This window comes from Streptomyces pseudovenezuelae (assembly GCF_001513955.1).
Lineage (GTDB): Bacteria > Actinomycetota > Actinomycetes > Streptomycetales > Streptomycetaceae > Streptomyces > Streptomyces pseudovenezuelae.
Genome location: NZ_KQ948144.1, coordinates 31,719 through 54,709, shown reverse-complemented (window position 1 = coordinate 54,709; position 22,991 = coordinate 31,719). Strand labels below are relative to the sequence as shown.

17 protein-coding genes and 1 other RNA gene are annotated in these 22,991 nt (G+C 71.8%); 7 read left to right on the top strand and 11 right to left on the bottom strand.

What is annotated here, in order from left to right; all coding sequences use genetic code 11:
* Positions 1-110: 110 nt before the first annotated feature.
* The 5 genes from ssrA to ftsE form a co-directional block, all read right to left on the bottom strand.
* Positions 111-497: a transfer-messenger RNA gene (gene ssrA / locus AQI94_RS00205) on the bottom strand.
* 112 nt (positions 498-609) lie between these two features.
* Positions 610-1,152 (bottom strand): SsrA-binding protein SmpB, encoded by a 543-nt coding sequence (gene smpB / locus AQI94_RS00200; RefSeq protein ID WP_007382420.1) that lies wholly within the window; start codon positions 1,150-1,152, stop codon positions 610-612.
* 142 nt (positions 1,153-1,294) lie between these two features.
* Positions 1,295-2,467 (bottom strand): S41 family peptidase, encoded by a 1,173-nt coding sequence (locus AQI94_RS00195; protein ID WP_199814350.1) that lies wholly within the window; start codon positions 2,465-2,467, stop codon positions 1,295-1,297.
* A 68-nt stretch (positions 2,468-2,535) separates the two neighbouring features.
* Positions 2,536-3,453 carry a permease-like cell division protein FtsX gene (gene ftsX, locus AQI94_RS00190; protein WP_031050043.1) on the bottom strand — a complete coding sequence of 306 codons (918 nt, stop codon included), beginning with the start codon at positions 3,451-3,453 and terminating at the stop codon, positions 2,536-2,538.
* A gap of 42 nt (positions 3,454-3,495) precedes the next feature.
* Entirely contained in the window at positions 3,496-4,185 is a 690-nt protein-coding gene (gene ftsE / locus AQI94_RS00185) for a cell division ATP-binding protein FtsE (RefSeq protein WP_007382424.1), read from the bottom strand.
* Positions 4,186-4,421: 236 nt separating this feature from the next.
* Between ftsE and AQI94_RS00180 the strand changes: the two genes are divergently transcribed.
* A complete protein-coding gene (locus AQI94_RS00180) occupies positions 4,422-4,613 on the top strand; it encodes a hypothetical protein (RefSeq protein WP_031050040.1) in 192 nt (63 codons plus the stop codon).
* A gap of 105 nt (positions 4,614-4,718) precedes the next feature.
* Here AQI94_RS00180 and AQI94_RS00175 read toward each other — a convergent pair whose 3' ends face one another.
* The 4 genes from AQI94_RS00175 to AQI94_RS00160 form a co-directional block, all read right to left on the bottom strand.
* The gene (locus AQI94_RS00175; RefSeq protein ID WP_031050037.1) at positions 4,719-5,387 is read right to left on the bottom strand and encodes a hypothetical protein; all 669 of its coding nucleotides are present in this window, start codon (positions 5,385-5,387) and stop codon (positions 4,719-4,721) included.
* 293 nt (positions 5,388-5,680) lie between these two features.
* On the bottom strand, positions 5,681-6,787 hold the full coding sequence (gene prfB, locus AQI94_RS00170) for a peptide chain release factor 2 (RefSeq protein WP_020121273.1): 1,107 nt from the start codon (positions 6,785-6,787) through the stop codon (positions 5,681-5,683).
* A gap of 59 nt (positions 6,788-6,846) precedes the next feature.
* Positions 6,847-8,103 (bottom strand): serine/threonine-protein kinase, encoded by a 1,257-nt coding sequence (locus AQI94_RS00165; RefSeq protein WP_062229516.1) that lies wholly within the window; start codon positions 8,101-8,103, stop codon positions 6,847-6,849.
* A gap of 105 nt (positions 8,104-8,208) precedes the next feature.
* Entirely contained in the window at positions 8,209-9,906 is a 1,698-nt protein-coding gene (locus AQI94_RS00160) for a serine/threonine-protein kinase (RefSeq protein ID WP_031052969.1), read from the bottom strand.
* Positions 9,907-10,246: 340 nt separating this feature from the next.
* On the opposite strand from AQI94_RS00160, the gene AQI94_RS00155 reads away from it, so the two are divergent.
* The 5 genes from AQI94_RS00155 to AQI94_RS00135 all read left to right on the top strand — a co-directional run bounded on the left by AQI94_RS00155 (position 10,247) and on the right by AQI94_RS00135 (position 20,440).
* Positions 10,247-14,212: an FHA domain-containing protein gene (locus AQI94_RS00155; RefSeq protein ID WP_062229635.1), complete on the top strand. Its 3,966-nt coding sequence runs from the start codon at positions 10,247-10,249 to the stop codon at positions 14,210-14,212.
* 187 nt (positions 14,213-14,399) lie between these two features.
* Positions 14,400-15,794 carry an ABC transporter substrate-binding protein gene (locus tag AQI94_RS00150; protein WP_031061312.1) on the top strand — a complete coding sequence of 465 codons (1,395 nt, stop codon included), beginning with the start codon at positions 14,400-14,402 and terminating at the stop codon, positions 15,792-15,794.
* Between the two features lie 4 nt (positions 15,795-15,798).
* Positions 15,799-17,142: a carbohydrate ABC transporter permease gene (locus tag AQI94_RS00145; protein WP_031061309.1), complete on the top strand. Its 1,344-nt coding sequence runs from the start codon at positions 15,799-15,801 to the stop codon at positions 17,140-17,142.
* Positions 17,139-18,047: a carbohydrate ABC transporter permease gene (locus AQI94_RS00140; RefSeq protein ID WP_031061306.1), complete on the top strand. Its 909-nt coding sequence runs from the start codon at positions 17,139-17,141 to the stop codon at positions 18,045-18,047. Before AQI94_RS00145 ends, AQI94_RS00140 begins: the two co-directional genes overlap by 4 nt.
* A gap of 140 nt (positions 18,048-18,187) precedes the next feature.
* Positions 18,188-20,440 (top strand): bifunctional glycosyltransferase/CDP-glycerol:glycerophosphate glycerophosphotransferase, encoded by a 2,253-nt coding sequence (locus tag AQI94_RS00135; RefSeq protein WP_062229515.1) that lies wholly within the window; start codon positions 18,188-18,190, stop codon positions 20,438-20,440.
* Positions 20,441-20,861: 421 nt separating this feature from the next.
* Here the strand turns inward: AQI94_RS00135 and galE are convergent, their stop codons facing one another.
* Together galE and AQI94_RS00125 are read right to left on the bottom strand one after the other, a co-directional pair.
* Positions 20,862-21,842: a UDP-glucose 4-epimerase GalE gene (gene galE, locus AQI94_RS00130; RefSeq protein WP_031061300.1), complete on the bottom strand. Its 981-nt coding sequence runs from the start codon at positions 21,840-21,842 to the stop codon at positions 20,862-20,864.
* Between the two features lie 101 nt (positions 21,843-21,943).
* Complete coding sequence (locus tag AQI94_RS00125) at positions 21,944-22,429, bottom strand: MarR family winged helix-turn-helix transcriptional regulator (protein WP_037945388.1); 486 nt, start codon at positions 22,427-22,429, stop codon at positions 21,944-21,946.
* Between the two features lie 120 nt (positions 22,430-22,549).
* Between AQI94_RS00125 and AQI94_RS00120 the strand changes: the two genes are divergently transcribed.
* The gene (locus AQI94_RS00120; RefSeq protein WP_031061295.1) at positions 22,550-22,963 is read left to right on the top strand and encodes an organic hydroperoxide resistance protein; all 414 of its coding nucleotides are present in this window, start codon (positions 22,550-22,552) and stop codon (positions 22,961-22,963) included.
* The last annotated feature ends 28 nt before the right edge of the window (positions 22,964-22,991 follow it).

The window sequence follows — 22,991 nt, the reverse complement described above, 5'->3', positions numbered from 1 at the left end:
ACATGTGAAGGCCGGGCAGGACGGGGCAGGCGCGGCAGGACATGACGAAGGCCCCGCTGCCGTGAAGCAGCGGGGCCTTCGCCCACATGGGGTTGCCTCCCGGAAGAGGCGAGTGGAGATGGCGGGAATCGAACCCGCGTCCAACGGTGCAGAACCAGGGCTTCTCCGTGTGCAGTTCGCTGCGATTTTCTCGGCCCCGGCGATCACGCGAACAAGTCGCCGACGGGCCCAGTCACTGTTTGATTTCCCATCGAACCCCGTGACCGGGCTCAATGGTTTAGTCCCCTAGATTATGCCAGGATCCGGGTCGGGAACACTCCCGGGCTGACACCCGTTAGGGCCTTCGCTCACTGCTTATTAGGCAGCGAGGGCGAAGACGCGGGAATCGCTCTTGGAATTGGCGATTATTGGTTGCGACATATGGTTTACGAGATCATTGCCGCTTCCTCGACACGCTTCCCCTGCCTCAACAGCCGCTGTCGAAACCGATCATCCCCATGTTTTGTTTTCAATGCGCCACCGACCTCGGCCGGTGTTGACTCCATCGTACGTGACCAACGCCCGCCGATGCCACCGTATTCCCGGCGGCCGCGCCAGGCCGGCCGCACCCTACTGGCCGCGCTCCTTGCGCTTGACCGCCGCGATCGCGCGGTCCGACTCGCGCCGGTCCTGCTTCTCGCGCAGGGTCTGCCGCTTGTCGTACTCCTTCTTGCCTCGCGCGAGAGCGATCTCGGCCTTGGCGCGGCCATTGGTGAAGTACAGGGCGAGGGGCACGATCGTGTGACCCGTCTCCTGGGCCTTCGTCTCCAGCTTGTCGATCTCCTCGCGGTGCAGCAGCAGCTTGCGCTTGCGGCGCGCGGAGTGGTTGGTCCAGCTGCCCTGGCTGTACTCGGGGATGTGGGCGTTGTGCAGCCACGCCTCACCGCCGTCGATCTGGACGAACCCGTCGGCCAGCGAGGTCCGCCCCTGGCGCAGCGACTTCACCTCGGTACCCGTGAGCACGATCCCGGCCTCGTAGGTGTCGATGATCGCGTAGTCGTGCCGGGCCTTCTTGTTCTGGGCGACCAGCTTCCGCTTGCCGCCCTTCTCCCCGTCCCGGGCCTTGCCGCCCCCGCCGCCCTGCTTCGGCTGGGACTCCTTCGGTACGTACATTCCCTTGCTCATAGTGCTGCCCATTTTCGCACTAGTGAGGGGGGCGGAGACCAGTCCTTATCCACGGGCGTCAGGTCAGCCCACCAGGGGGCGCGGGGAACTGCGCGACCAGCCCCCACCGGCGGCGGCCGAGGGACAACCTCTAGTCGCCCAGTCCCCCAAGCACCGTCTCGGCCTGCCGAAGAGCCCCCTCGTCGACCTCGAGGTCAGGCGTGATCCCCCGCCCGTCCACCCCTCGCCCCGACGGAGTCCGGTAGTGCCCCACGGTCAGCTCGGCCACGGCCCCGTCCGGCAGCCGGCTGGGCATCTGCACCGAGCCCTTGCCGAAGGTGCGGGACCCGACGACGACGGCCCGCCCCCGGTCCTGCAGCGCCCCGGTGAGCAGCTCCGCCGCGCTCATCGTCCCGCCGTCGACCAGCGCGACCAGCGCCCTGCTCGTGTCCCCGCCGGGCTCGGCGTGCAGCGCCTGCTGCGTGCCGTCGACGTCGTAGGTGGCCACCAGGCCGCCGTCGAGGAAGGCGGACGCGGTGGTGACGGCCTCGGTGACCAGGCCGCCGGAGTTGCCGCGCAGGTCGAGAATGATCCCGCCGCCGGCCGGTGCGTCCCGCACGGCGTCCCGGACCTCGTCCCCGACGCCCTTGGTGAACGAGTCGATCCTGATCACGGTGACCCCGCCGGCGAGTTCCCGGACGGCGACCGAGTCCGTGGACAGACGGGCCCGCCGGACGGTCTTCGTCCACGCGTGTGTGCCGCGCTCCAGGCCGAGCCGGACCGCCGTACCGGCGGCCGCGTCCTTGGCGTCACCGCGCAGTAACGAGACCACCTCGGTGACCGGATGCCCGTCCACCCGCTCCCCGTCGACGCTGCGCAGCCGGTCGCCCTCACGGATCCCGGCGGCGGCCGCGGGAGAGTCCGAGCTCACCCGGGTCACCTCGATACGGCCGTCCCGCTCGCGCCGTGCCCACAGGCCGACGCCGGTGTACCGGCCGTCGAGGGCCGCCTCGAACTCCTCGTACTCGCCACGGGAGTAGACGGCCCCCCAACGGTCCCCGCTGCGGCTGACGGCGCGCTCGGCGGCCTCCACGGGGGACGCGCCGTCGGCCACGGCCTTCTCGGCCGCCTCGGCCACGTCCTCGTGATGACCCGCAGGGGCGGCCGAACGGGCCGCGTCCGACGAGGACTTCCGGTCGTTGGCGTCGGTCTCGGAAAAGGAGCCGGTCGCCGCGCCGGCCACCAGAACGCTCGCGAACACCAATGTCAGGGCCGCCCCGCGGCGGATGCGGCGGGGCTGACAGAACAGATCTCGGCCCGACATGCCGGTGAGTCTAGGACAACGCAAGAGGGCCGCACGGCCGGTTGACCGTACGGCCCTCTTGGCATGTGTCACACCTTCAGGTACTTGCGCAGCGCGAAGAACGCGGCCAGCGCGGGCATCAGCACGCTCGCGGCGAGGATGAGCGGCAGCTTCGTGAGGACGGCGTCCCAGCCCACGAAGTTGATCAGGTTGAGCTTGGTGGCCAGGGCCATGCCGTGGTCGACGGTGAAGTACCGGCCGACGACCAGGAAGACACAGGCGAGCCCGCCGCCGATCGCACCGGCGACGGCGGCCTCCATGATGAACGGCGCCTGGATGTAGAACCCGGACGCGCCCACCAGCCGCATGATCCCGGTCTCCCGCCGACGGCTGAACGCCGAGACGCGCACCGTGTTGACGATCAGCAGCAGGGCGACGATCAGCATGAGCGCCATGACGCCGAGCGCGGCCCGGTTCATCAGGTTCAGCATCGTGAAGAGGTTGTCCAGGATGCCCTTCTGGTCCTGCACGGACTGCACGCCGTCACGGCCGTTGAACGCGGTCGCGATGACCTGGTACTTCTCCGGGTCCTTCAGCTTGATCCGGTACGACTCCTGCATCTGGTCCGGCGTGAGGGACGCGGCCAGCGGGGAGTCGCCGAACTGCTCCTTGTAGTGCTTGTACGCCTCGTCCTGCGACTCGTGGATGACCGTCTCGACGACCGACATCTTCTTCAGGTCGGACAGGACGTCCTTCTTCTGGTCCTCGGTCACCGCGCCCTTGGCGCAGTTGGGGTCCGACTCGGCGTCGCTCTTGTTGCAGAGGAAGATCGAGACGTTGACCTTGTCGTACCAGTAGCCCTTCATGGCGCCGACCTGGTCGCTCATCAGGAGCGACCCGCCGAACAGGGCGAGCGACAGGGCGACGGAGACGATGACCGCGAACGTCATCGTCAGGTTGCGACGGAGACCGACACCGATCTCGGAGAGTACGAACTGGGCGCGCATGGCGTCTTCTTCAGGCCTTTCCGGGGACTCTTCGAACGGCGGTCAGTGCTGGTAGCCGTAGACGCCGCGCGCCTGGTCACGGACGAGGCGGCCCTTCTCCAGCTCGATGACGCGCTTGCGCATCTGGTCCACGATGTTCTGGTCGTGCGTCGCCATCAGCACGGTCGTGCCCGTCCGGTTGATCCGGTCGAGCAGCTTCATGATGCCGACGGAGGTCTGCGGGTCGAGGTTGCCGGTCGGCTCGTCGGCGATCAGCAGCTTGGGCCGGTTCACGAAGGCCCGCGCGATGGCCACGCGCTGCTGCTCACCGCCGGACAGCTCACCGGGCATCCGGTCCTCCTTGCCGCCGAGCCCGACGAGGTCGAGCACCTGCGGCACGGACTTGCGGATCTCGCCGCGCGACTTGCCGATGACCTCCTGCGCGAAGGCCACGTTCTCGGCGACCGTCTTGTTGGGCAGGAGCCGGAAGTCCTGGAACACCGTCCCCAGCTGGCGGCGCATCTGCGGCACCTTCCAGTTGGACAGGCGCGCGAGGTCCTTGCCCAGGACGTGCACCTGACCCTGGCTGGTCCGCTCCTCGCGGAGCACCAGCCGCAGGAAGGTGGACTTTCCGGAGCCGGAGGACCCGACGAGGAACACGAACTCGCCCTTCTCCACTTCCAGGGAGACATCCCTGAGTGCGGGGCGGGTCTGCTTGGGGTAGACCTTGGATACGTTGTCGAATCGGATCACGGATGCACCACGGTAGGCCGGGGGTAGATGAGCGTGACCATACGCGAACCGGGTGCGCGAGCGCAGGCGCCGGTTCGGGTTGCGTATCGCTTGGGCGGTTTTGTGCCCACCTGGGAACCGCGTTCCGGCAGCGCACAGGCGACCCCCGGAGGAACCTGGCACAGTAGAGAGGGGAACGTTCTCCGACCCGGAGGCGTTCTCCCCGTGGAAAGCATTTCGCAAGAAGGGTGACGCGCATGACGTACGACCGCCTGGTGTGCGCAAACTGCGCGGCACCCGTGAGCGAGGGCCGGTGCCATGTGTGCCGCGCGAACCGCGAGCGGCTGCAGCAGGAGAACCTCTTCGCGGGCCTGAACCCGATGACGCTGATCGCGCTGCTCGCGGTGCTGATCGCGGCGGTGGCCCTGCTGGCGCACCAGACCGTGTAGGCGGCGGTCGAGGGACATACGAAGGGCCCGGAGCGTGTCCGCTCCGGGCCCTTCGTCGTACCGTGCGCACACGCTGAGCAGGTGTGCGACTACCGGACGTCAGCGTCAGGCGGCAGCGCCACCGCGCCCGCCCGCCAGACGGGGCAGCAGACGGAAGCCGACACCGCCGGCGATCATCGTGGCGGCACCGATGACCAGGAAGGCGGTCTGACCGGCACCGGTCTCGGCGAGCTCCTGGCCGTTGCCCTGGGCCGACGTGTTGGACGTGGTGTCCGTGCCGGTCTCGGTGAGGGCCGAGGAGCCCTCCTCCTGGGCGGAGGTGTTGGAACCGCCGTCGGGGTTGGTGTTGCTGTTGCCACCCCCGGCGTTGCCGTTGCCGTTCCCGTTGCCGTTCCCGTTCCCGTTGCCATTCCCGTTGCCGTTCCCATTGCCGTTCCCGTTGCCCGGGTCGGTCGGGTCCTCGGTGGGCTCGGTGGGCTCCTCGGTCGGGTCCGTGGGCTCATCGGTGACCGGCGGCGTGGTCCCCGGGTCCGTCGGCACGTCCGTGCCGGGGTCCGTGGGGAGCTCGGTGCCCGGGTCGGTCGGAATCTCCGTGCCCGGGTCGGTCGGGTCGTCGCCGAGGCCGGTGTCGACGTTCACGCCGACACCGCTCTCGCCCACGCTCACGCCGATCTCCAGCGCGGAAGCAGCGCCGGCAGCAGTCAGCGAGGCACCGGCCGCGATCACGGCACCGGCGGCTATGCGCGCGATCCGGATCCGCGTCTTCTTCGTCATGTGGTTGCTACCCCCAGTAGCTCATCGTCAATGAGGCGGCGCTCGGGGCCGTGATCGACGGGGGAAGGTAGCTGTGCTTCAAGTCCCCCGGTTCACATGCGCCCCAGAGATACGCATGCCGCGCTTCACCCTTCCCATTTTTCAAAGCAACGTCAAGGCCGTTGCGGGCCCGATGTCCTGGTAAGCGCTCTTTGCCGGGGAAAGCGGTCTGTGAGTGTGATGTAAAACCCAGACATAAAGCAAACTGCCGCCCGGTGGGCGGCAGTTGCGGAACGGCGGTCAAGTCGACAAAGTTACTTCTCCTGCTGCTTGCGCCAGCGAATTCCGGCTTCCAGGAAGCCGTCGATCTCGCCGTTGAACACGGCCTCGGGGTTGCCGACCTCGAAGTCGGTGCGCAGGTCCTTGACCATCTGGTACGGGTGCAGGACGTACGAACGCATCTGGTTGCCCCAGGAGTTGCCGCCGTCGCCCTTGAGGGCGTCCATCGCGGCCTGCTCCTCCTGGCGGCGCCGCTCCAGCAGCTTGGCCTGGAGGACGTTCATCGCGCTCGCCTTGTTCTGGATCTGCGAGCGTTCGTTCTGGCAGGAGACGACGATGCCGGTGGGGAGGTGGGTCAACCGGACCGCGGAGTCGGTGGTGTTGACGCCCTGACCGCCGGGACCGGACGAACGGTAGACGTCCACCCGCAGCTCGGACTCGTCGATCTCGATGTGGTCGGTCTGCTCGACCACGGGGAGGATCTCGACGCCCGCGAAGGAGGTCTGGCGGCGCCCCTGGTTGTCGAAGGGCGAGATGCGCACGAGGCGATGGGTCCCCTGCTCCACGGAGAGGGTGCCGTAGGCGTACGGGATCTGCACGGCGAAGGTGGTCGACTTGATGCCGGCCTCTTCGGCGTACGAGGTCTCGTAGATCTCGGTCTTGTAGCCGTGCTGCTCCGCCCAGCGCAGGTACATCCGCTGGAGCTTCTCGGCGAAGTCGGCGGCGTCGACGCCACCGGCCTCGGCGCGGATGTTCACGAGCGCCTCGCGGGAGTCGTACTCACCGCTGAGCAGCGTACGGACCTCCATCTCGTCGAGCGCCTTCTTGACGGAGGTGAGCTCCGACTCGGCCTCGGCGAGGGTGTCCGGGTCGTCCTCCTCCTGGGCCATCTCGAACAGCACAGCGAGATCGTCGATCCGGCTGCGCAGCGCGTCGGCCTTCCTGACCTCGGCCTGGAGGTGGGACAGCTTGCTGGTGATCTTCTGCGCCTCGTCCGGGTTGTCCCACAGGGACGGCGCGGCCGCCTGCTCCTCGAGCACGGCGATGTCTGCCCTCAGCTTGTCGAGGTCCAGAACGGCCTCGATCGACTCCATGGTCGAGGAGAGGGACTTGAGCTCTTCGGATACATCGACGACTGCCACGCCCTCCAGCCTAACGGCTGTGGCAACCGACGTCGGTCGTCCCCCGGAGCGCCGCCCCCTCAGGGGGAGGCGGGCGCCGAGTTCTTCGTGTCCTGCGGCGACGCTCCCGCGTCGTCGCCCGAGGTGGCCGCCCAGATCCCGGCGCCCGCCGCGGCGACCAGCACCAGCCCGGCGATGCCCACGACCAGCCTCCGCCGCCGCGTGGTCGCCCGGTGCCGCGCGGATCCCGGCCGCGGCGCCCCGGCGGGCCTCGGCACCCGGGCGGTCCCCCGGGCACCGCCGGCCAGCTCGTCGGGACCGGGCACCCTCATCGAGGTGTGCGTGTCCCGGTTGGAGTCCGCGGGCTTCGCCCCCGGCACCAGGGGCACCGCCCCCCGCCGGGCCGGTCGCGCGGACGGCGCCGGCTCCCTGGAGGAGTCCGCGGCCGCGTCCTGCGCGCTCTGCTCCTCCTCCTGCTCCGTGTCCGGCTCGTCCACGTCCAGCGGGGGCATCCCGGCCAGCAGCGGCAGCAGCTCCCGCAGCCGCGTCCCCAGCTCGGACGCCCGCAACCGGGAGGCCGGCGCCTTCGCCAGGCACTGCACGATCAGCTGCCACAGCTCGTCGGGGATGCCCGGAAGCGGAACCACCGTCTCCGTCACATGTCGTCGCAGCACCGCCCCGGGGTGCCCGCCCCCGAACGGCGTGAACCCGGCCAGCAGCTCGTACAGGACGGTCGCGAGGGCGTAGATGTCCACGGACGCCCGCGGCGGCAGGCCCTCGACGATCTCCGGGGCCAGGTAGTCGGGCGTCCCGATGATCTTCGTGGCCCGGGTGCGCCGGGGCGAGTCGATGAGCTTCGCCACACCGAAGTCGGTCAGCAGCGCCGGATGCGCGCCACCGGGGCCCAGCGGCCCCTGCATGTCCAGCAGGATGTTCTCCGGCTTCACGTCCCGGTGCACGACCCCCGCCGCGTGCGCCGCGGCCAGGCCGTCCGCGACGTCCGCCACGATCGCGGCCGCCGCCTCGGGGGCGAGCCGCTTCTCCCGGTCGAGCCGGGTGCGCAGATCGGTCCCCCGGACCAGGTCCATGACGAGCGCGAGGTCGTTGCCGTCGACGACGAGGTCGCGCACGGAGACCACGTGCGGGTGGTCCAGGCCGAGCAGGGCCGTGCGCTCCTGGACGAAGCGTCCGACGAGCTCCTGGTCGGACGCGAGATCCTCGCGCAGCAGCTTCACGGCGACGGGCCCCTCGGGTCCCTCGCCCAGCCACACCGTGCCGGCGCTGCCCCGCCCCAGGATCTGGTTGGCGGTGTACCGGCTGCCGATCTTCCGTGCCAAGGCTGCTCCTACAGACGCGTGTTGCCGATAAAACTACGCGTCGGATGAGCCAACCTTCACCGCGGAGACGGAAATCACCCGCCGGGTGTCGACAAATCCCCAGACTTACTGCTGACCTGAGGAGTTTCCGCCCAGATCTCCGATCCATCCGCTGACGGTGTCGACGATGTCCCCGATCTGCTGCCAGTAGCTCTTGCCCGTGCCGATCCAGTCCTGGAGCGGGCTCAGCTCCCAGATCAGCCAGCTCGCGACGAACAGGATGACGATCGTGAACAGGCACCCCTTGAGGCAGCCCAGACCCGGGATCTTCATCGGGTTGGCGCTGCGCTGCCGCGGCTGCCGGGGCTCGCGCGCGGGGCGCTCGGGCTGCGGCGGGGGCGCGTACCGCTGCGGCTGCTGCTGCGGGGCGTACTGCTGGGGCTGCTGCTGCGGCTGACGCCCGTAACCGCCCTGCTGCGGGCGTTGCTGGGGCCGCTGCCGGCTCTGCGGCGGCTGCTGTTGCTGCGGCCTGGCGACCTGCCGCTGGGGGCGGCGGCGCAGCGGGTCCTCGCCCGGGTCCAGGTACTGGACCTGCGTCTGTTCGTTGCGGTCCCGGGCCGCGCGCAGCTGGTTCTGCCAGGGGTGCGGGTCCTCGGGCGAGCCGGGCTGCTGTCCCTGCTGCCCGTACTGGCCCTGTCCCGGCTGTCCGGGCGGCACCGGCGGCATGACGGCCGTCGGATCGGCCGCGCCACGGTTCGGGAGTACGGCGGTGGGGTCGGCGGCGCCGACGGGATTACCGGCGCCGGTGTGCGGCAGGAAGCTGGTCGCGGCGTTCGGGTCGTAGCCACCCGCGCCGTGCGGCAGCACCTGCGTCGGGTCGGCGGCGCCGGGGGTGTCCGGCACGGCCGCCGGGTCGGGGTCGGGCAGCAGCAGCGCGCCGACGTTGTCCGCCGCGGCGATCTGCGCGGAGTTCGCGTGCACGCCGATGCCCTCGGCGACGACCCGCAGCCCGCGCGCGAGGTTCTCGGCGCTGGGACGGCGGTCCGGGTTCTTGCTCAGACAGCGCTCTATGACCGTCCACAGCGGGTCGGGGACCGTGGAGGGGCGGCGCGGCTCGGCGCTCAGGTGCTGGTGCAGGACTTCGAGGGCGGAACCGCCGGCGAACGGCGGACGGCCGGTGACCAGCTCGTACAGCAGGATGCCGGCGCCGTAGATGTCGACGGCGGAGGTCTGCGGACGGCCCTCGGCGGACTCGGGCGCGACGTACGCGGGCGTGCCGACGAACTCCTGGGTCCGGGTCAGGCCCGGCGAGTCCGCGAGGCGCGCGATGCCGAAGTCGGTCAGCAGGGGGTGCATCTGGCCGCCGTACTGCCGCAGCAGCACGTTGGCCGGCTTGAGGTCGCGGTGGACCACGCCGTCGGCGTGGCTGGCGGCGAGCGCGTCGGCGATCTGGGCGGTGATCAGGGCGGCGCCGACGGGGCTGAAGGGGCCGTTCTCGCGCAGGTAGCGGTGCAGGTCGGGGCCCTCGACGAGGTCCATGACCAGGGCGAGCAGATCGCCCTCGACGACCAGGTCGCGCACCCGCACGATGTTCGGATGGGTCAGCCGCAGCAGGACGGAGCGCTCGCGCAGGAACCGCATCACGATGTCCGGGTCGCTCGCCAGCTCCTCCTTGAGGACCTTGATCGCGACGGTCTCGCCGGGCTGTCCCGGAACGGCGGCCTCGGCGCCCGCGGTCTCCCGCTGGCGGGCTCGCCACACGGTCCCCGTGGCACCGCGTCCGAGCGGCTCCTCGAGGAAGTACTTGCTGCCTACCGGCCGCACGTCATGCACTCCCTGCTGCTTGCTGTCGTTCCGACCCACTTCCGACCCACTGTAGTGCCGCTCCTCCTGGCACCGCGTAAGCGTTCCCGAGCACGTTCGCAGGAAAGACGCTCCGTCCGGGTCTCCCGGTTGCCGGACGTTGACGTGACCGATCTCAAGTGATCGCCGGCGCTGCACTGGTCAGGCACTTTTGGGGGCAGAGCTGACCAATCAAGATCACTTGCCCTCGGGCGACGGGCGCGTTGTCAGTGGCAGGTGCGAGGATGCCTGCAGTACTGGCCGATGGTGCTCGTGCGGGGTGGGGATGTCCGCGTCCGAGCAGAAGGGACCGCTGACGGCGATGCAGATCCGGCTGACCGTCGTAGACCCGCTGGGCCCGCCCGACCGGGCCCGGGGCCGCGCCGCGAGCTGCGACGTGCTGGTCACCGCTCCCGTCGGCACCGCCCTGGCCGCGGTGGCCACGGCCCTCGCCTCGGCGGTCCCGGGGGACGGGGGGACCTCGCGCGCGGGAGAGACCGAGCGCGGCGGCGGTCCGGTCGTGCTGTACGCGGACGGTGAGCGGCTGGACGCCCAGCGCGCCACCCTGGGCGAGCCCCCGCTGATCGACGGTGCCGTGCTGTCGCTGGGCGCCCCCGCGGCCCCCGAGCCCCACCCGGAGCTCGACGACGCCCCCACCCAGCTCCACGTGGTCGCCGGCCCCGACGCCGGCGGCGTCCATCTGCTGCACGGCGGCCAGATCCACATCGGCCGTTCCGCCGACGCCGACGTCCCGCTGGACGACCCCGACGTCTCCCGCCTGCACTGCGCGGTCACGGTCTCCGCCGACGGCCGCGTATCGGTGGCCGACCTCGACTCCACCAACGGCACGACCCTGGACGGCACCCGCGTGGGCACCCGTCCGGTCCGCTTCCCTCCGGGGGCGCTCCTGAGGATCGGCGAGTCGGTGCTCCGGCTGTCGCCGAGCGGGGGGCGCAGGCTCGGGACGGAACCGGACGGCGAGGGCCATGTGCGGGTGATCTCCGTCGAGGCCGGGGGCACGCCGGGCGACGAGCGGGCGCGCGGGGGCACGGATGCCACCGCCCGGACCGGCCGAGCCGGGCCCGCACCGGGCGGGAGCCGGACCCACGGACCCTCGGCACCGGCCGGTGAGCCGGGCGGCGGGCGGCGGCGAGAGAGCACCTCCACAGGCGAATCGGGCGCTGCCCAGGGGCGCGGGACGACGGAAGCCGGCGAGAACGGCAGGGGTGCGTCGGGCACCGTCCCCGGACAGGCCGAGCGCTCGCCCCGGGCGCGAGGCAGGGTGTCGGCGGCCGCGTCGGCCTCGGCCGAGGACTCGGCACGCGCGCGGGATGCCCGGGAGGGCGGCGGCAGCTCGCCGCAGCCACCCACCGGCCGGACCCACCACGCCTACGGCTCCGGGAGCTGGGGCGCCTCGGGCGGCGGCCCCGAAGCCACGGGAGCGCAGGGCCACCGCCCCACCGAGCCACCGGTCGTCGTGCCGGGCCAGGGCGGCGCGCCCCGGATCGAGCGCCGGGACGACCTCGGCGACGGACGTCCGGACACCGACGGCACCCCTCGGGCACGGGCCGCCTCCGACGCCCCCGGCGACGAGCGCGGCAGGGACTCCGGCGGCGACACCCACGGCGGCCGGTCGGGGCTCGGCTCCTTCGAGGTCACGCGCACGACCCCCGTCCCCTCACCTCCGCCGGCCGACCAGGACCGGCTCTTCTCTTCCTCCGCCCTCCCTTCCTCCCCTCCCGCCTCCGAGACCCCGGACGCCCCTGCCACCGGCCGCCGCAAGGGCACCCCGCTGCGCGGGACCGACGTACCGCAGGGCGTGCGGCGACGCGGTGGGCTGTCCGCGTGGGCCCGGCGGCTGGCCGGGGGGCGTGGCGAACAGGAGACATCCGAGCGGGACGTGGCGTACGACGAGCCGGCCGCGCCGGTCACCGCGGTGCCGTCGGCCGACGCGCCCCAGGTGCCCGAGGTCTGGCCCGACCCGGCCGCCCTGCTGCTGACGGCACTGGGGCCCGGCGCGCGCCTGTGGGAGCGCGGGCCGGGGCATCCGGAGGCGCTCACCGTGCGGCTCGGCACCGCCGACCGGGCGGCCCCGGACGGCTCGGGGCTGCTGCCGGCCGTTCCGGTCACCGCGGATCTGCGCGAGGCCGGCGCCCTGGGCCTGGCCGGTCCCCGCGCGCGACTGTCCGGGCTGGCCCGCGCGGTGGTGGCCCAGCTCGCCGCCCTGCACGCGCCCGAGACCCTGGAGATCGTCCTGATCAGCACGGACCGCTCCCGGTCCGCGCAGGAGCGCACCGCCGAGTGGGCCTGGCTGGGCTGGCTCCCCCATGTCCGCCCGGGGCACGGCCAGGACTGCCGCCTCCTCCTCGCCCACGACCGCGAACAGGCCGCGGCCCGCACCGACGAACTTCTGCGGCGCCTGGACGACCACCTGGCCGACGCGGAGCTCGCCCCCGCTCGCGGGACCGTCCCGGCCGCCCGCTCCGCCGCCCCGCAGGACCGCTCCCGGAACACCGCCCGACGGCCCTCCTGGGCCCGGGACGACGCGGAGGACGAGACGAGCGGCGGCTTCCCGGGGCCGTACACCGTGGTCGTCGTGGACGGCGACCCCGGCGGCGCGGACCTGCGCAAGGCGGTGGCACGGCTGGCCGCCGAGGGTCCCGGGGCCGGTATCCACATCGTGTGCCTGGCCGAGACGGCCCCGGCCTCGCCCGCGTCTCCGGTGACGGACACCTACGAGGCGGCGTGCGCCGCGGCCCCGACGTTCCACGAGTGCGGGGCGGTCGGCCTGCTCAGCGGGGACGTGGCGACGGCACTGCGGCTGATGCGGGTGGCGCGGACCGGGGTTCCCGGGCAGGGGGGCGCCGGGACCGGCGCCTCCCACAACCACCCCGAGCCCGGCCGAACCGGCACCACCCCGCCCCCGGCCGGGACCCGCCACGCGGACCGCGCCGACGCCGACACCCTTCACCTCACCGCGGCCCCCACCCCTGTCGGTCACGGCACGGTCGCCGCCGTGGACGCCGTCTCCGCGGCCTGGGCCGAGCGGTTCGCGCGGGCGCTGGCACCGCTGCGCACGGACGGGACCTCCGGTGCGGGCCACGCACGCGTGTCCTCTCCGCTGCCCCAGTCGGCGCGTCTGCTGGACGAGTTGGGGCTGGCCCGGGCCACCCCGCCGTCGCTGATGACCCGCTGGGCGGACGCGGCCGACGACCCGGAGTCGCTCGGCGGCCGGGCCTGGGCGGTGCTGGGCGCCGGACCGCGCGGCCCGGTCTGCGCCGACCTCGTCGCCCAGGGCCCGCACCTGCTGATCGAGGGACCCGCGGGCAGCGGCCGTACGGAACTGCTGCGGGCGGTCGTCGCCTCGCTGGCCGCGGCCGAGCGCCCCGACCGTCTCAGCGTCGTCCTGATGGACGGCCGGGACAGCGTGGGCGGCGGCGGCCAGGGCGAGGGCCTGCGCGTGTGCACGGACGTACCGCACGTGACCACGCATCTGACCGCCAACGACCCGGTCCGCATGCGGGAGTTCGCACAGTCCCTGAGCGCGGAGCTGAAGCGGCGCGCGGAGTTGCTGGGCCGCTGCGACTTCGCGGAGTGGCACACCGGCCGGGAGCTGTCGGGCCGCATGGTCGCCCAGCGCACGGCGTCCCCCCGCACCCCGACCGGCCCCGCGGGCACGAGCGGCGACCAGGGCGCCGGCGACCTCGACTCGCCGTCCAGTTCCACGATCCGCCTGCGCCCGGCGGCGGCCCGGCGCCGGACCGAGACGGCACCCCCGCTCCCCCGTCTGGTGGTGATCGTGGACGACCTGGACGCCCTGGTCTCCCCGCCCCTCGGCTCCCCGGGCAGGCCGGCCGCCGGCTCGGTCATACGCGCGCTGGAGGCGGTGTCCCGTGAGGGCGAGCGGCTGGGCGTCCATCTGGTGGCCGCGACCGGGCCGGGCGGTCGTACGGCCGAGTCGGAAGCGGCCCGCCGGGCCACCCTCCGCGTCACCCTGGACACCCCGGCCACCGGCCCGGACGAACCGGCTCCCGGCCGCGGCCGGCTGACCTGGCCCGACGGCCGGGTCACGGCCTTCCAGGCGGGCCGGGTCACCGGCCGCATCCCCCGCACGGCGACTCTGCGCCCCACGGTCGTCCCGCTGGAATGGGACCGCATGGGCGATCCCCCGGCCCGCCGCCCGGTCCGGGAACTGGGCAACGGCCCGACGGATCTTGCCCTGCTGGCAAGTGCATTGGAACGGGCAGCGAGGGAAGTGGCAGCAGCAGAGGTCCCGTCACTGCTCTAGACGCGAAGGGGTCCGGGGGCACCGCCCCCGGTGACGTGTGCCACGACGCACCGGCACTGGTCACGACGGCATCACGATCTTCCGGTTGACAGCGGACGCCCACTTGCCGACCTCCGCCCCCCGGCGTAGACCAGATCGCACGGGACAGCCCTCGAACGTTCGACGAGGAACGAAGAACGGGGTCGTGATGCGCAGCACGAGCAGCACACAGCGGAAGCCCAGGTCAGCGAACAGGGCTGCGAAATCGGCGGCCGCCGCCCTCGCGGCGGCCCTCGCCCTGTCGCTCACCGCATGCGGCGGAGACGATGACAAGAGCAGTGACACGGGCGGCGCGACAGGCGGCAAGGAGACCGGCACCACGGTCACCCTCCCCAAGCTGAACGGTCAGAGCCTGGAGGTCGCCGCCGTCTGGAGCGGCGAGGAGCAGGCCAACTTCAAGAAGGTCCTGGCGGAGTTCGAGAAGCGCACCGGCGCCAAGGTGACCTTCGTGCCCGCCCAGGACCCGATCGTGAACTTCCTGGGCTCGAAGGTCGCGGGCGGCCAGCCGCCGGACGTCGCGATGCTTCCGCAGCCGGGCGCGATCAAGCAGGCCGTGGACAAGAAGTGGGCCAAGCCCCTCGGCACGGAGGCCAAGGCGGAGCTCGCCAAGAACTACTCGCAGGGCTGGCAGGACATCGGCAAGGTCGGCGGCACCCAGTACGGCGTCTACTACAAGGCCGCCAACAAGTCGCTGATCTGGTACAACGCCAAGGTCTTCGAGAACGCGGGCGCCACCGAGCCGAAGACGTGGGACGAACTGCTCACCACGGCCCAGACGGTGTACGACTCGGGCGTGACGCCGTTCTCCGTGGGCGGCGCCGAGGGCTGGACCCTGACGGACTGGTTCGAGAACGTCTATCTCTCCCAGGCCGGCCCGGAGAAGTACGACCAGCTCGCCAAGCACGAGATCAAGTGGACGGACCCGTCCGTGAAGGACGCGCTGACCACGCTGGCCCAGGTGTGGGGCAAGAAGGACTATGTCGCGGGCGGCGCCAAGGGCGCCCTCCAGGTGGACTTCCCGGCCTCGGTGACGCAGACCTTCACCGGCGGCGACCAGCCCAAGGCGGCGATGGTCTACGAGGGCGACTTCGCGCAGGTCAACATCCAGACCGCCAAGGCGAAGGTGGGCACGGACGCGAAGGTGTTCCCGTTCCCGAAGGTCGGTGACACCGCCCCCGTGGTCTCCGGCGGCGACGCGGCCGTGATCCTGAAGGACTCCAAGGCGTCGCAGGCGCTGGCGACCTTCCTGGCCTCCCCGGACGCGGCGACGATCCAGGCCAAGCTGGGCGGCTATCTCTCGCCGAACAAGAGCGTGGACATCTCCGCGTATCCGAACGCGGTGCAGCAGAAGATCGCCAAGGCGCTGATCGACTCGGGCGACGACTTCCGCTTCGACATGTCCGACCAGGCCCCGCAGGCCTTCGGCGGCACCCCCGGCAAGGGTGAGTGGAAGGCGCTCCAGGACTTCCTGACGAACCCGAAGAACATCGCGGGCACGCAGGCGAAGCTGGAGGCCGACGCGGCGGCCGCCTTCGGGAACTGACGCGATGACGTCGGCCAGCGAGGCAGGGGTCCCACCGGCCCCTGCCTCTCCCAAGTCGCGCAAGAGCGTGACCGGCACGCGCAGGTCCGTGGCAGCGCTGTTCCTGCTGCCCGCCCTCGTGCTGCTGGGCGCGCTCGTGGTCTACCCGATCGGGTACTCGATCGGGCGCAGCTTCTACGACCAGTCCGGTGACGGCTTCGCCGGAATCGACAACTACAAGGCCCTGTTCACCGACGACGGCATCCGCACCGCCCTGAAGAACAACGTCATCTGGGTGGTGTTCGCGCCGACGATCTCCACCGCACTCGGTCTGATCTTCGCGGTGCTGACCGAACGGGTGCGCTGGGGAACGGCGTTCAAGCTGGTCGTCTTCATGCCGATGGCGATCTCCATGCTGGCGGCGGGCATCATCTTCCGGCTCGTCTACGACCAGGACCCGGACAAGGGGTTCGCGAACGCGGTATGGGTGGGTGTGCACGACACGTTCGCGCAGTCCTCGGCGTTCCCGAAGGCCCACCCGGGCCGCGACTCGCCGCTGGTGGCCCAGAGCGGCGGCTTCATCACCAAGGCGACGGTCCGCACCGGCGGCACGGTCACCCTGCCCCTGGTGGGCGTCGCCCCGGACCAGATGCCCACAGACGCGAAGAAGGCCGTGGCACCGCAGGCCGACCCGGGCCGGATCACCGGCACGACCTGGCAGGACTTCACGCGCGGCAAGGGCGTCGGCAAGCTCGGCGGGGTCGACCCGACCGAACTCGGCTACCCCGGCATGAAGATCGAGGCGGTCAAGGACGGCAAGGTCGTCGAGACGGCCAAGGCCGGGGACGACGGCACGTTCTCCTTCTCCGAGAAGGCCGACGGGGCCCGACTGCGGCTTCCGGCGAGCAACTTCAAGGAGGCCTACAACGGGCTCGACTGGCTCGGCCCCTCGCTGGTGACACCGGCGATCATCGGGTCGTACATCTGGATGTGGGCCGGTTTCGCGATGGTGCTGATCGCGGCCGGGCTCGCGGGCATCCCCCGGGAGCTGCTGGAGGCGGCCCGGGTCGACGGCGCGAGCGAGTGGCAGGTCTTCCGCAGGGTCACGGTCCCCCTGCTGGCGCCCGTCCTCGCGGTCGTCACCGTGACCCTGATGATCAACGTCCTGAAGATCTTCGACCTGGTCTTCATCATCGCCCCGGGCTCCTCGCAGGACGACGCGAACGTCCTCGCCCTGGAGCTGTACCGCAAGGGCTTCGCCGAGGACCAGCCCGGCATCGCGAGCGCCATCTCGGTGTTCCTGCTGCTGCTGGTGATCCCCGTGATGTGGTTCAACATTCGTCGGCTCAGGCGGGAGGTGCGGCGATGACGACTCAGGCCGAAAGGCTCCCGGAGACGGCGGCGGCCGACGGTGCGAAGGCGAAGCAGTCGCTCGGCTCACGGCTCGTCGAGCGCGTCAGCGGCGGCCTGATCAGCGTCCTGCTCGTCGTCGTCGGCCTGTTCTGGCTGGTGCCGACGATCGGGCTGCTGATCTCCTCGCTGCGCAGCCCGGAGGACCTCACCGCGAGCGGCTGGTGGACGGTCTTCACCAAGCCCTCCCAGCTCACCCTGGACAGCTACGACAAGCTGCTCCACAACAGCGACATCACCGGCTCGATCGTCAACACCATCCTGATCACGGTCCCGGCCACGCTTCTGGTGATCACCATCGGCGCGCTCGCGGGCTACGCGTTCGCGTGGATGGAGTTCCCGGGCCGCGACTGGTGGTTCATGGCCGTGGTCGGTCTGCTGGTGGTGCCGGTGCAGGTGGCGCTGATCCCGATCGCCGAACTCTTCGGCAAGATCGGCCTGTTCGGCAACATCTTCGGGGTGATCCTCTTCCACACGGGCTTCGGCCTGCCGTTCGCGGTGTTCCTGCTGCGGAACTTCTTCGCGGAGATCCCCCGCGAGCTGCTGGAGGCGGCACGGCTCGACGGCGCGGGCGAACTGCGCCTGTTCGTGCGGGTGGTGATGCCGCTCGGCGGGCCCGCGATCGCGAGCCTGGGCATCTTCCAGTTCCTGTGGGTGTGGAACGACATGCTGATCGCGCTGGTGTTCACGGACGCCGACAGCCAGCCGATCACGGTCGCGCTGCAGACGCAGATGCGCGCCTTCGCCGACAACGTCGACGTCCTGGCACCGGGCGCGTTCATCTCGATGGTGATTCCGCTGATCGTGTTCTTCGCGTTCCAGCGGCAGTTCGTGTCCGGAGTGATGGCGGGCGCGGTCAAGTAGCGCGTGGGGCAGTCGATTTGAGGGGGCGGGCCGGAACCGGTCCGCCCCCTCGCGTTCGCCCGAATGCCGTACGGACCGTAACCCCGCGCCGCCGTGGGGCGTTCCCGGGCAGAACGCCCGCGCCGACCCTTGGATGTGCCGTGCCCAGGTTCAGTGTCATCGTCCCCGCGTACAAGGTTCAGGCGTACCTGACGGCTTGCCTGGAATCGGTGCTGTCGCAGTCGTACGAGGATCTGGAGCTGATCGCGGTCGACGACCGCTCGCCGGACGCCTGCGGCGAGATCGCCGACGAGTTCGCGGCCCGCGATCCCCGGGTCCGGGCGGTCCACCTGGCGCGGAACGCGGGGCTCGGTGCCGCCCGCAACGCCGGGACGGCCGAGGCGAGCGGCGACTACCTGCTGTTCCTCGACGGCGACGACACCCTCGCCCCGCACGCGCTGCGGGCGATCGCCGACCGGCTGAAGGAGACGGGCGAGCCGGACGTCCTGGTCCACGACCACGCGCTCGTCGACCGGTCGGGCGAGCGGGTCCGCGCCGCCTTCACGGCTCAGCTCACCGAGCAGGGCCCGGCGCCGTTCCGCCTGGAGGACCGCCCGGGACTGCTGCGGGTGCCGGCGGTGGCCTGGAACAAGGCGTACCGCAGGGAGTTCGTCGAGCGGGCGGGCCTCTCCTTCCCGCCCGGCCACCACGCCGACCTGCCGTGGACCTACCCGGCCCTGACGGCCGCCGAGTCGATCGCCACCCTGGACCGGGTGTGCGTCCACCACCGCCGCAGCGAGGGCGAACTCCTCGACACGGCCGGCCGCCTCGACCTCTTCGACCAGTACGACAGGGTCTTCGCGTACGTCGACCGGCGGCCCGAACTCGCCCGGTGGCGGCTGGTGTTGTTCCGCCGCATGGTGGACCACCTCTCGGCGGTGTTCACCGACCGGGACCGCTTCCCGCGCGGCACCCGCGCCGCGTTCCTGCGGCGGGCCCGCGACCACTACCGCGCCCACCGCACCCCGGGCCACCCGGTCCCGGCGCGCTCCCGGCTGCGCCACACCGTGATCCGCCTGGGCCTCTACCGCACCCAACGGCTCGCGGAACTGGCCCGGGGCCTCGCCCGCCGCACCGCCCGTCCGGTCCTACGCCTCGCCAGGTCCCTGCACACGGCGGCCCTCCGCCTCCACTACCGCGTCCAGCGCTGCCTTCCCCTGCGCGAGGACCGTGCCGTCTTCACCGCGTACGAGGGTCGCGGCCACGGCTGCAACCCGGGCGCGCTGGAGGAGGCGTTCCGCACCTTCGCCCCGCACATCCGCACCGCCTGGGTCGCCCGCCCCGAGCACCACCACACCGTCCCGACGGCCACCCGCAGGCTGCGCCCGGGCACGGCCGCCCACTGGACCGCGCTGGCCCGCTCCAAGTACCTCGTCAGCAACACCGACTTCGACCGCCGTACGGTCAAGCGCCCCGGCCAGGTCCTCGTGCAGACCCAACACGGCACTCCCCTCAAGCACATGGGCCTGGACCTCAGGGAACGCCCGGCAGCGGCAGGCGACTTGGACGTCGAGGCGATGCTGAGCGGCGTCGACCAGTGGGACTACCTGCTGTCCCCCAACCGCCACACCACCCTGACCTGGGAGCGGGTCTATCCCGGCCGCTACACCACGCTCCCCTACGGCTATCCCCGCAACGACGTGTTCCAGCGGGCGACTTCGGAGGACGTACGGCGGCTGCGCGAGTGCCTGGGCATCCCCGAGGGCTCGGTCGCGATCCTGTACGCGCCCACCTACCGCGACTACCGCCGCACCCAGCGCACCACCCTCGACCTGGAGCGCCTCCTGCGCCGCCTGGGCCCCCGCTTCGTCGTGCTGGCCCGCGCCCACCACCGCCACGGCGGCCCGCTCGTCTCCCCCGCGACCGGCCGGGTCGTCGACGTCAGCGACCACCCGAGCGTGGAGTCCCTGTGCCTCGCCTCGGACGCCCTGGTCACCGACTACTCGTCCCTGATGTTCGACTACGCCAACCTGGACCGCCCGATCGTGATCCACGCCGACGACCGGGAGGCGTACGAGGCGGCCCGCGGCACCTACTTCGACCTGCGGTCCTTCGCACCGGGCGCGGTCGCGCGCAGCGAGGACGAACTGATCGACATCTTCGCCACCGGCCACTGGCGCGGCTCCCGCTCCACCCAGCTGCGCTCGGCGTTCCGCGAGCGCTTCTGCCCGTACGACGACGGCCGCGCCGCCGAACGGGTCATACGCCATGTCGTCCTGGGCGAGACCCGGTTGCCGGCCGTGGTGCCGCTCGCGGAGCGCCATCCGGTGCCGTCGGCGGCGGCGCTCGACCGCTCCCCGTCGGCCACGGTGCCCCGCCCCGCGACGCACACAGCCGTCACCGAGAACCTTTAGGAGGGGCCCGTGCCGTCCAGCCCGTCCCATCCCACACCGACCCGTCCGTCCACCTGGCGCCCGGTGGGCCGGCCGGGGCGCGGGGTGCGGCACGCCGGCCGGCGGCGTTGTCGTCGGTTGCCGACGCCCGGCGCTGTCGCCCTCCTCCGCCGTGCGTCTCGACCCGCCGGACCCCGCTGACCGGCACGGAAACGCGCGGGCCACCCGGATGCGACCTGATGCGCCCGACGGGCCCTGGGGCCTGTCGTTTGGATCAGGCCGGCCGTGAGGTGCGGTGCTTTTCTGCCGACGCGAGCGGGGTCTGGTGCGTGCAGCTGCAAGGCGGAGGAGGGCGACAGCGCGGAGCGTCGGCGACCGACGACAACGCCGCAGATGTGCGTGCCAGACCCCGCTCGCGTCGGGCTGATCCAAACGACAGGGCCTAGCCCCGGGCCGCCTGCGGATGCAGCCGCAGCCATCCCTCCCAGGCCGAGGTGATCATGTCCCGCACGTCGTGCTTGGCCTTCCAGCCGAGTTCCGTGGCCGCCAGGTCGGCGGAGGCCACGACCCGGGCCGGGTCCCCGGGGCGGCGGGGGGTGACGGTCGGGGGACGGTCGTGGCCGGTGACGGCGTTGATGTGGTCGATCATCTCGCGCACGGAGACGCCCTCGCCGCGGCCGATGTTGACGGTGAGCTCGCGTCCCGGGCTCGACTGCAGGGTGCGGGCGGCGGCCACGTGGGCCTCGGCCAGGTCGGCGACGTGGATGTAGTCGCGGACGCAGGTGCCGTCGGGGGTGTCGTAGTCGTCGCCGAAGATGCGCGGGGCCGCGTCCTCGGTGAGCTTCTCGAAGACCATCGGGACGATGTTGAAGACGCCCGTGTCGGCCAGCTCGGGGCTCGCCGCGCCCGCCACGTTGAAGTAGCGCAGGCACGCGGTGGACAGGCCGGTCGCGCGGCCCGTGGCACGCACCAGCCACTCCCCCGCCAGCTTGGTCTCACCGTACGGGGACATCGGCGCGCACGGGGTCCGCTCCGTCACCAGCGGGACGTCCGGCATGCCGTACACCGCCGCGGAGGAGGAGAAGACGAAGGAGGGGACCCCGGCCGTCGTCACCGCCTCCAGGAGGACGCGCAGGCCTTCGACGTTCTCCCGGTAGTAGTGCAGCGGCAGGGCCACCGACTCACCGACCTGCTTCTTGGCCGCTAGGTGGACCACACCGGTGACCTCGTGGTCCGCCAGGGTGTGCGCGACGCGCTCGGCGTCCAGCGTGGAACCCGTCACCAGCGGCACGTCGGCGGGCACGCGCTCGGCGATGCCGGTGGACAGGTCGTCGTACACGACCGCCTGCTCGCCCGCCCCGGTCATCGCCCTCACGACATGGGCCCCGATGTAGCCGGCGCCGCCGGTGATCAGCCAGGTCATGTACGGCCGTCCCCTCTTCGGTTGACCCGTGTGCGCGTATCAGTGAACCAGGCGGCCGGCTGGGGCGGCCGCGGTGTCGAGGGCCCGGGGCGCCGGCCCTCTCAGCTCTCTCGGTGCTCGGCGGGCAGCTCGGTGTGCACGGCCGCGTCCAGTGCCGAGGTGAGCTCGTCGAGGCGGGCCCGCAGGGCGCTGATCTCGTCCACGTCGAAGCCGGTCGCCGCGGCGATCCGCCGGGGCACCCGCTCCGCGCGCTCGCGCAGGGCGACGCCCTCCTCGGTGAGCCGCACCTCCACCGAGCGCTCGTCACGGGCGCTGCGCTCGCGCCGGACGAGGCCGGCCGTCTCCAGTCGCTTGAGGAGGGGGGAGAGGGTGCCCGAGTCGAGCCGCAGGTGCTCGCCGAGCTTCTTGACCGGCAGGTCGCCGTGCTCCCACAGCACCAGCATCACCAGGTACTGCGGGTAGGTGATCCCCAGGTCCTTGAGGATCACGCGGTAGACGCTGCCGAAGGCGCGGGAGGCCGCGTTCAGGGAGAAGCAGATCTGCTGGTCGAGGCGGAGCCAGTCGGAGGTGGCCGGGGACGTGTCCATGCGTCCAGGATAGCCCTTGCGAGCCATTTAGTTGTGCGCAATTGAATTGTGTGCTCTACTTATGACCGTGAGGCGGCCGCGAGAGAGCCGCCGGAACGAACTTCGAGAGGGACGGTTTCCATGGACGCGCTCTACACCGCTGTCGCCACCGCCACCCACGGCCGCGACGGCCGCGCCTACACGAACGACGGCAAGATCGACGTCGCTCTGGCACCGCCGGTGGAGCTGGGCGGCAACGGACAGGGCACCAACCCGGAGCAGCTGTTCGCCGCCGGCTACGCCGCCTGCTTCGGCAGCGCCCTCGGTCTCGTCGGCCGCCAGGCCAAGGTGGACGTCAGCGACGCCGCCGTCACCGCCGAGGTCGGCATAGGCAAGCAGGGCGAGGGCTTCGGCCTCAAGGTCACCCTCCGCGTCGAACTCCCCGAGACCGTCGACGCGGAGACCGGCCGCAAGCTCGTCGAGACCGCCCACCAGGTCTGCCCCTACTCCAACGCCACCCGCGGCAACATCGAGGTCGAGCTCGTCATCGAGTAGGGCGGTAACCCGGGGACGGGGAAACGGG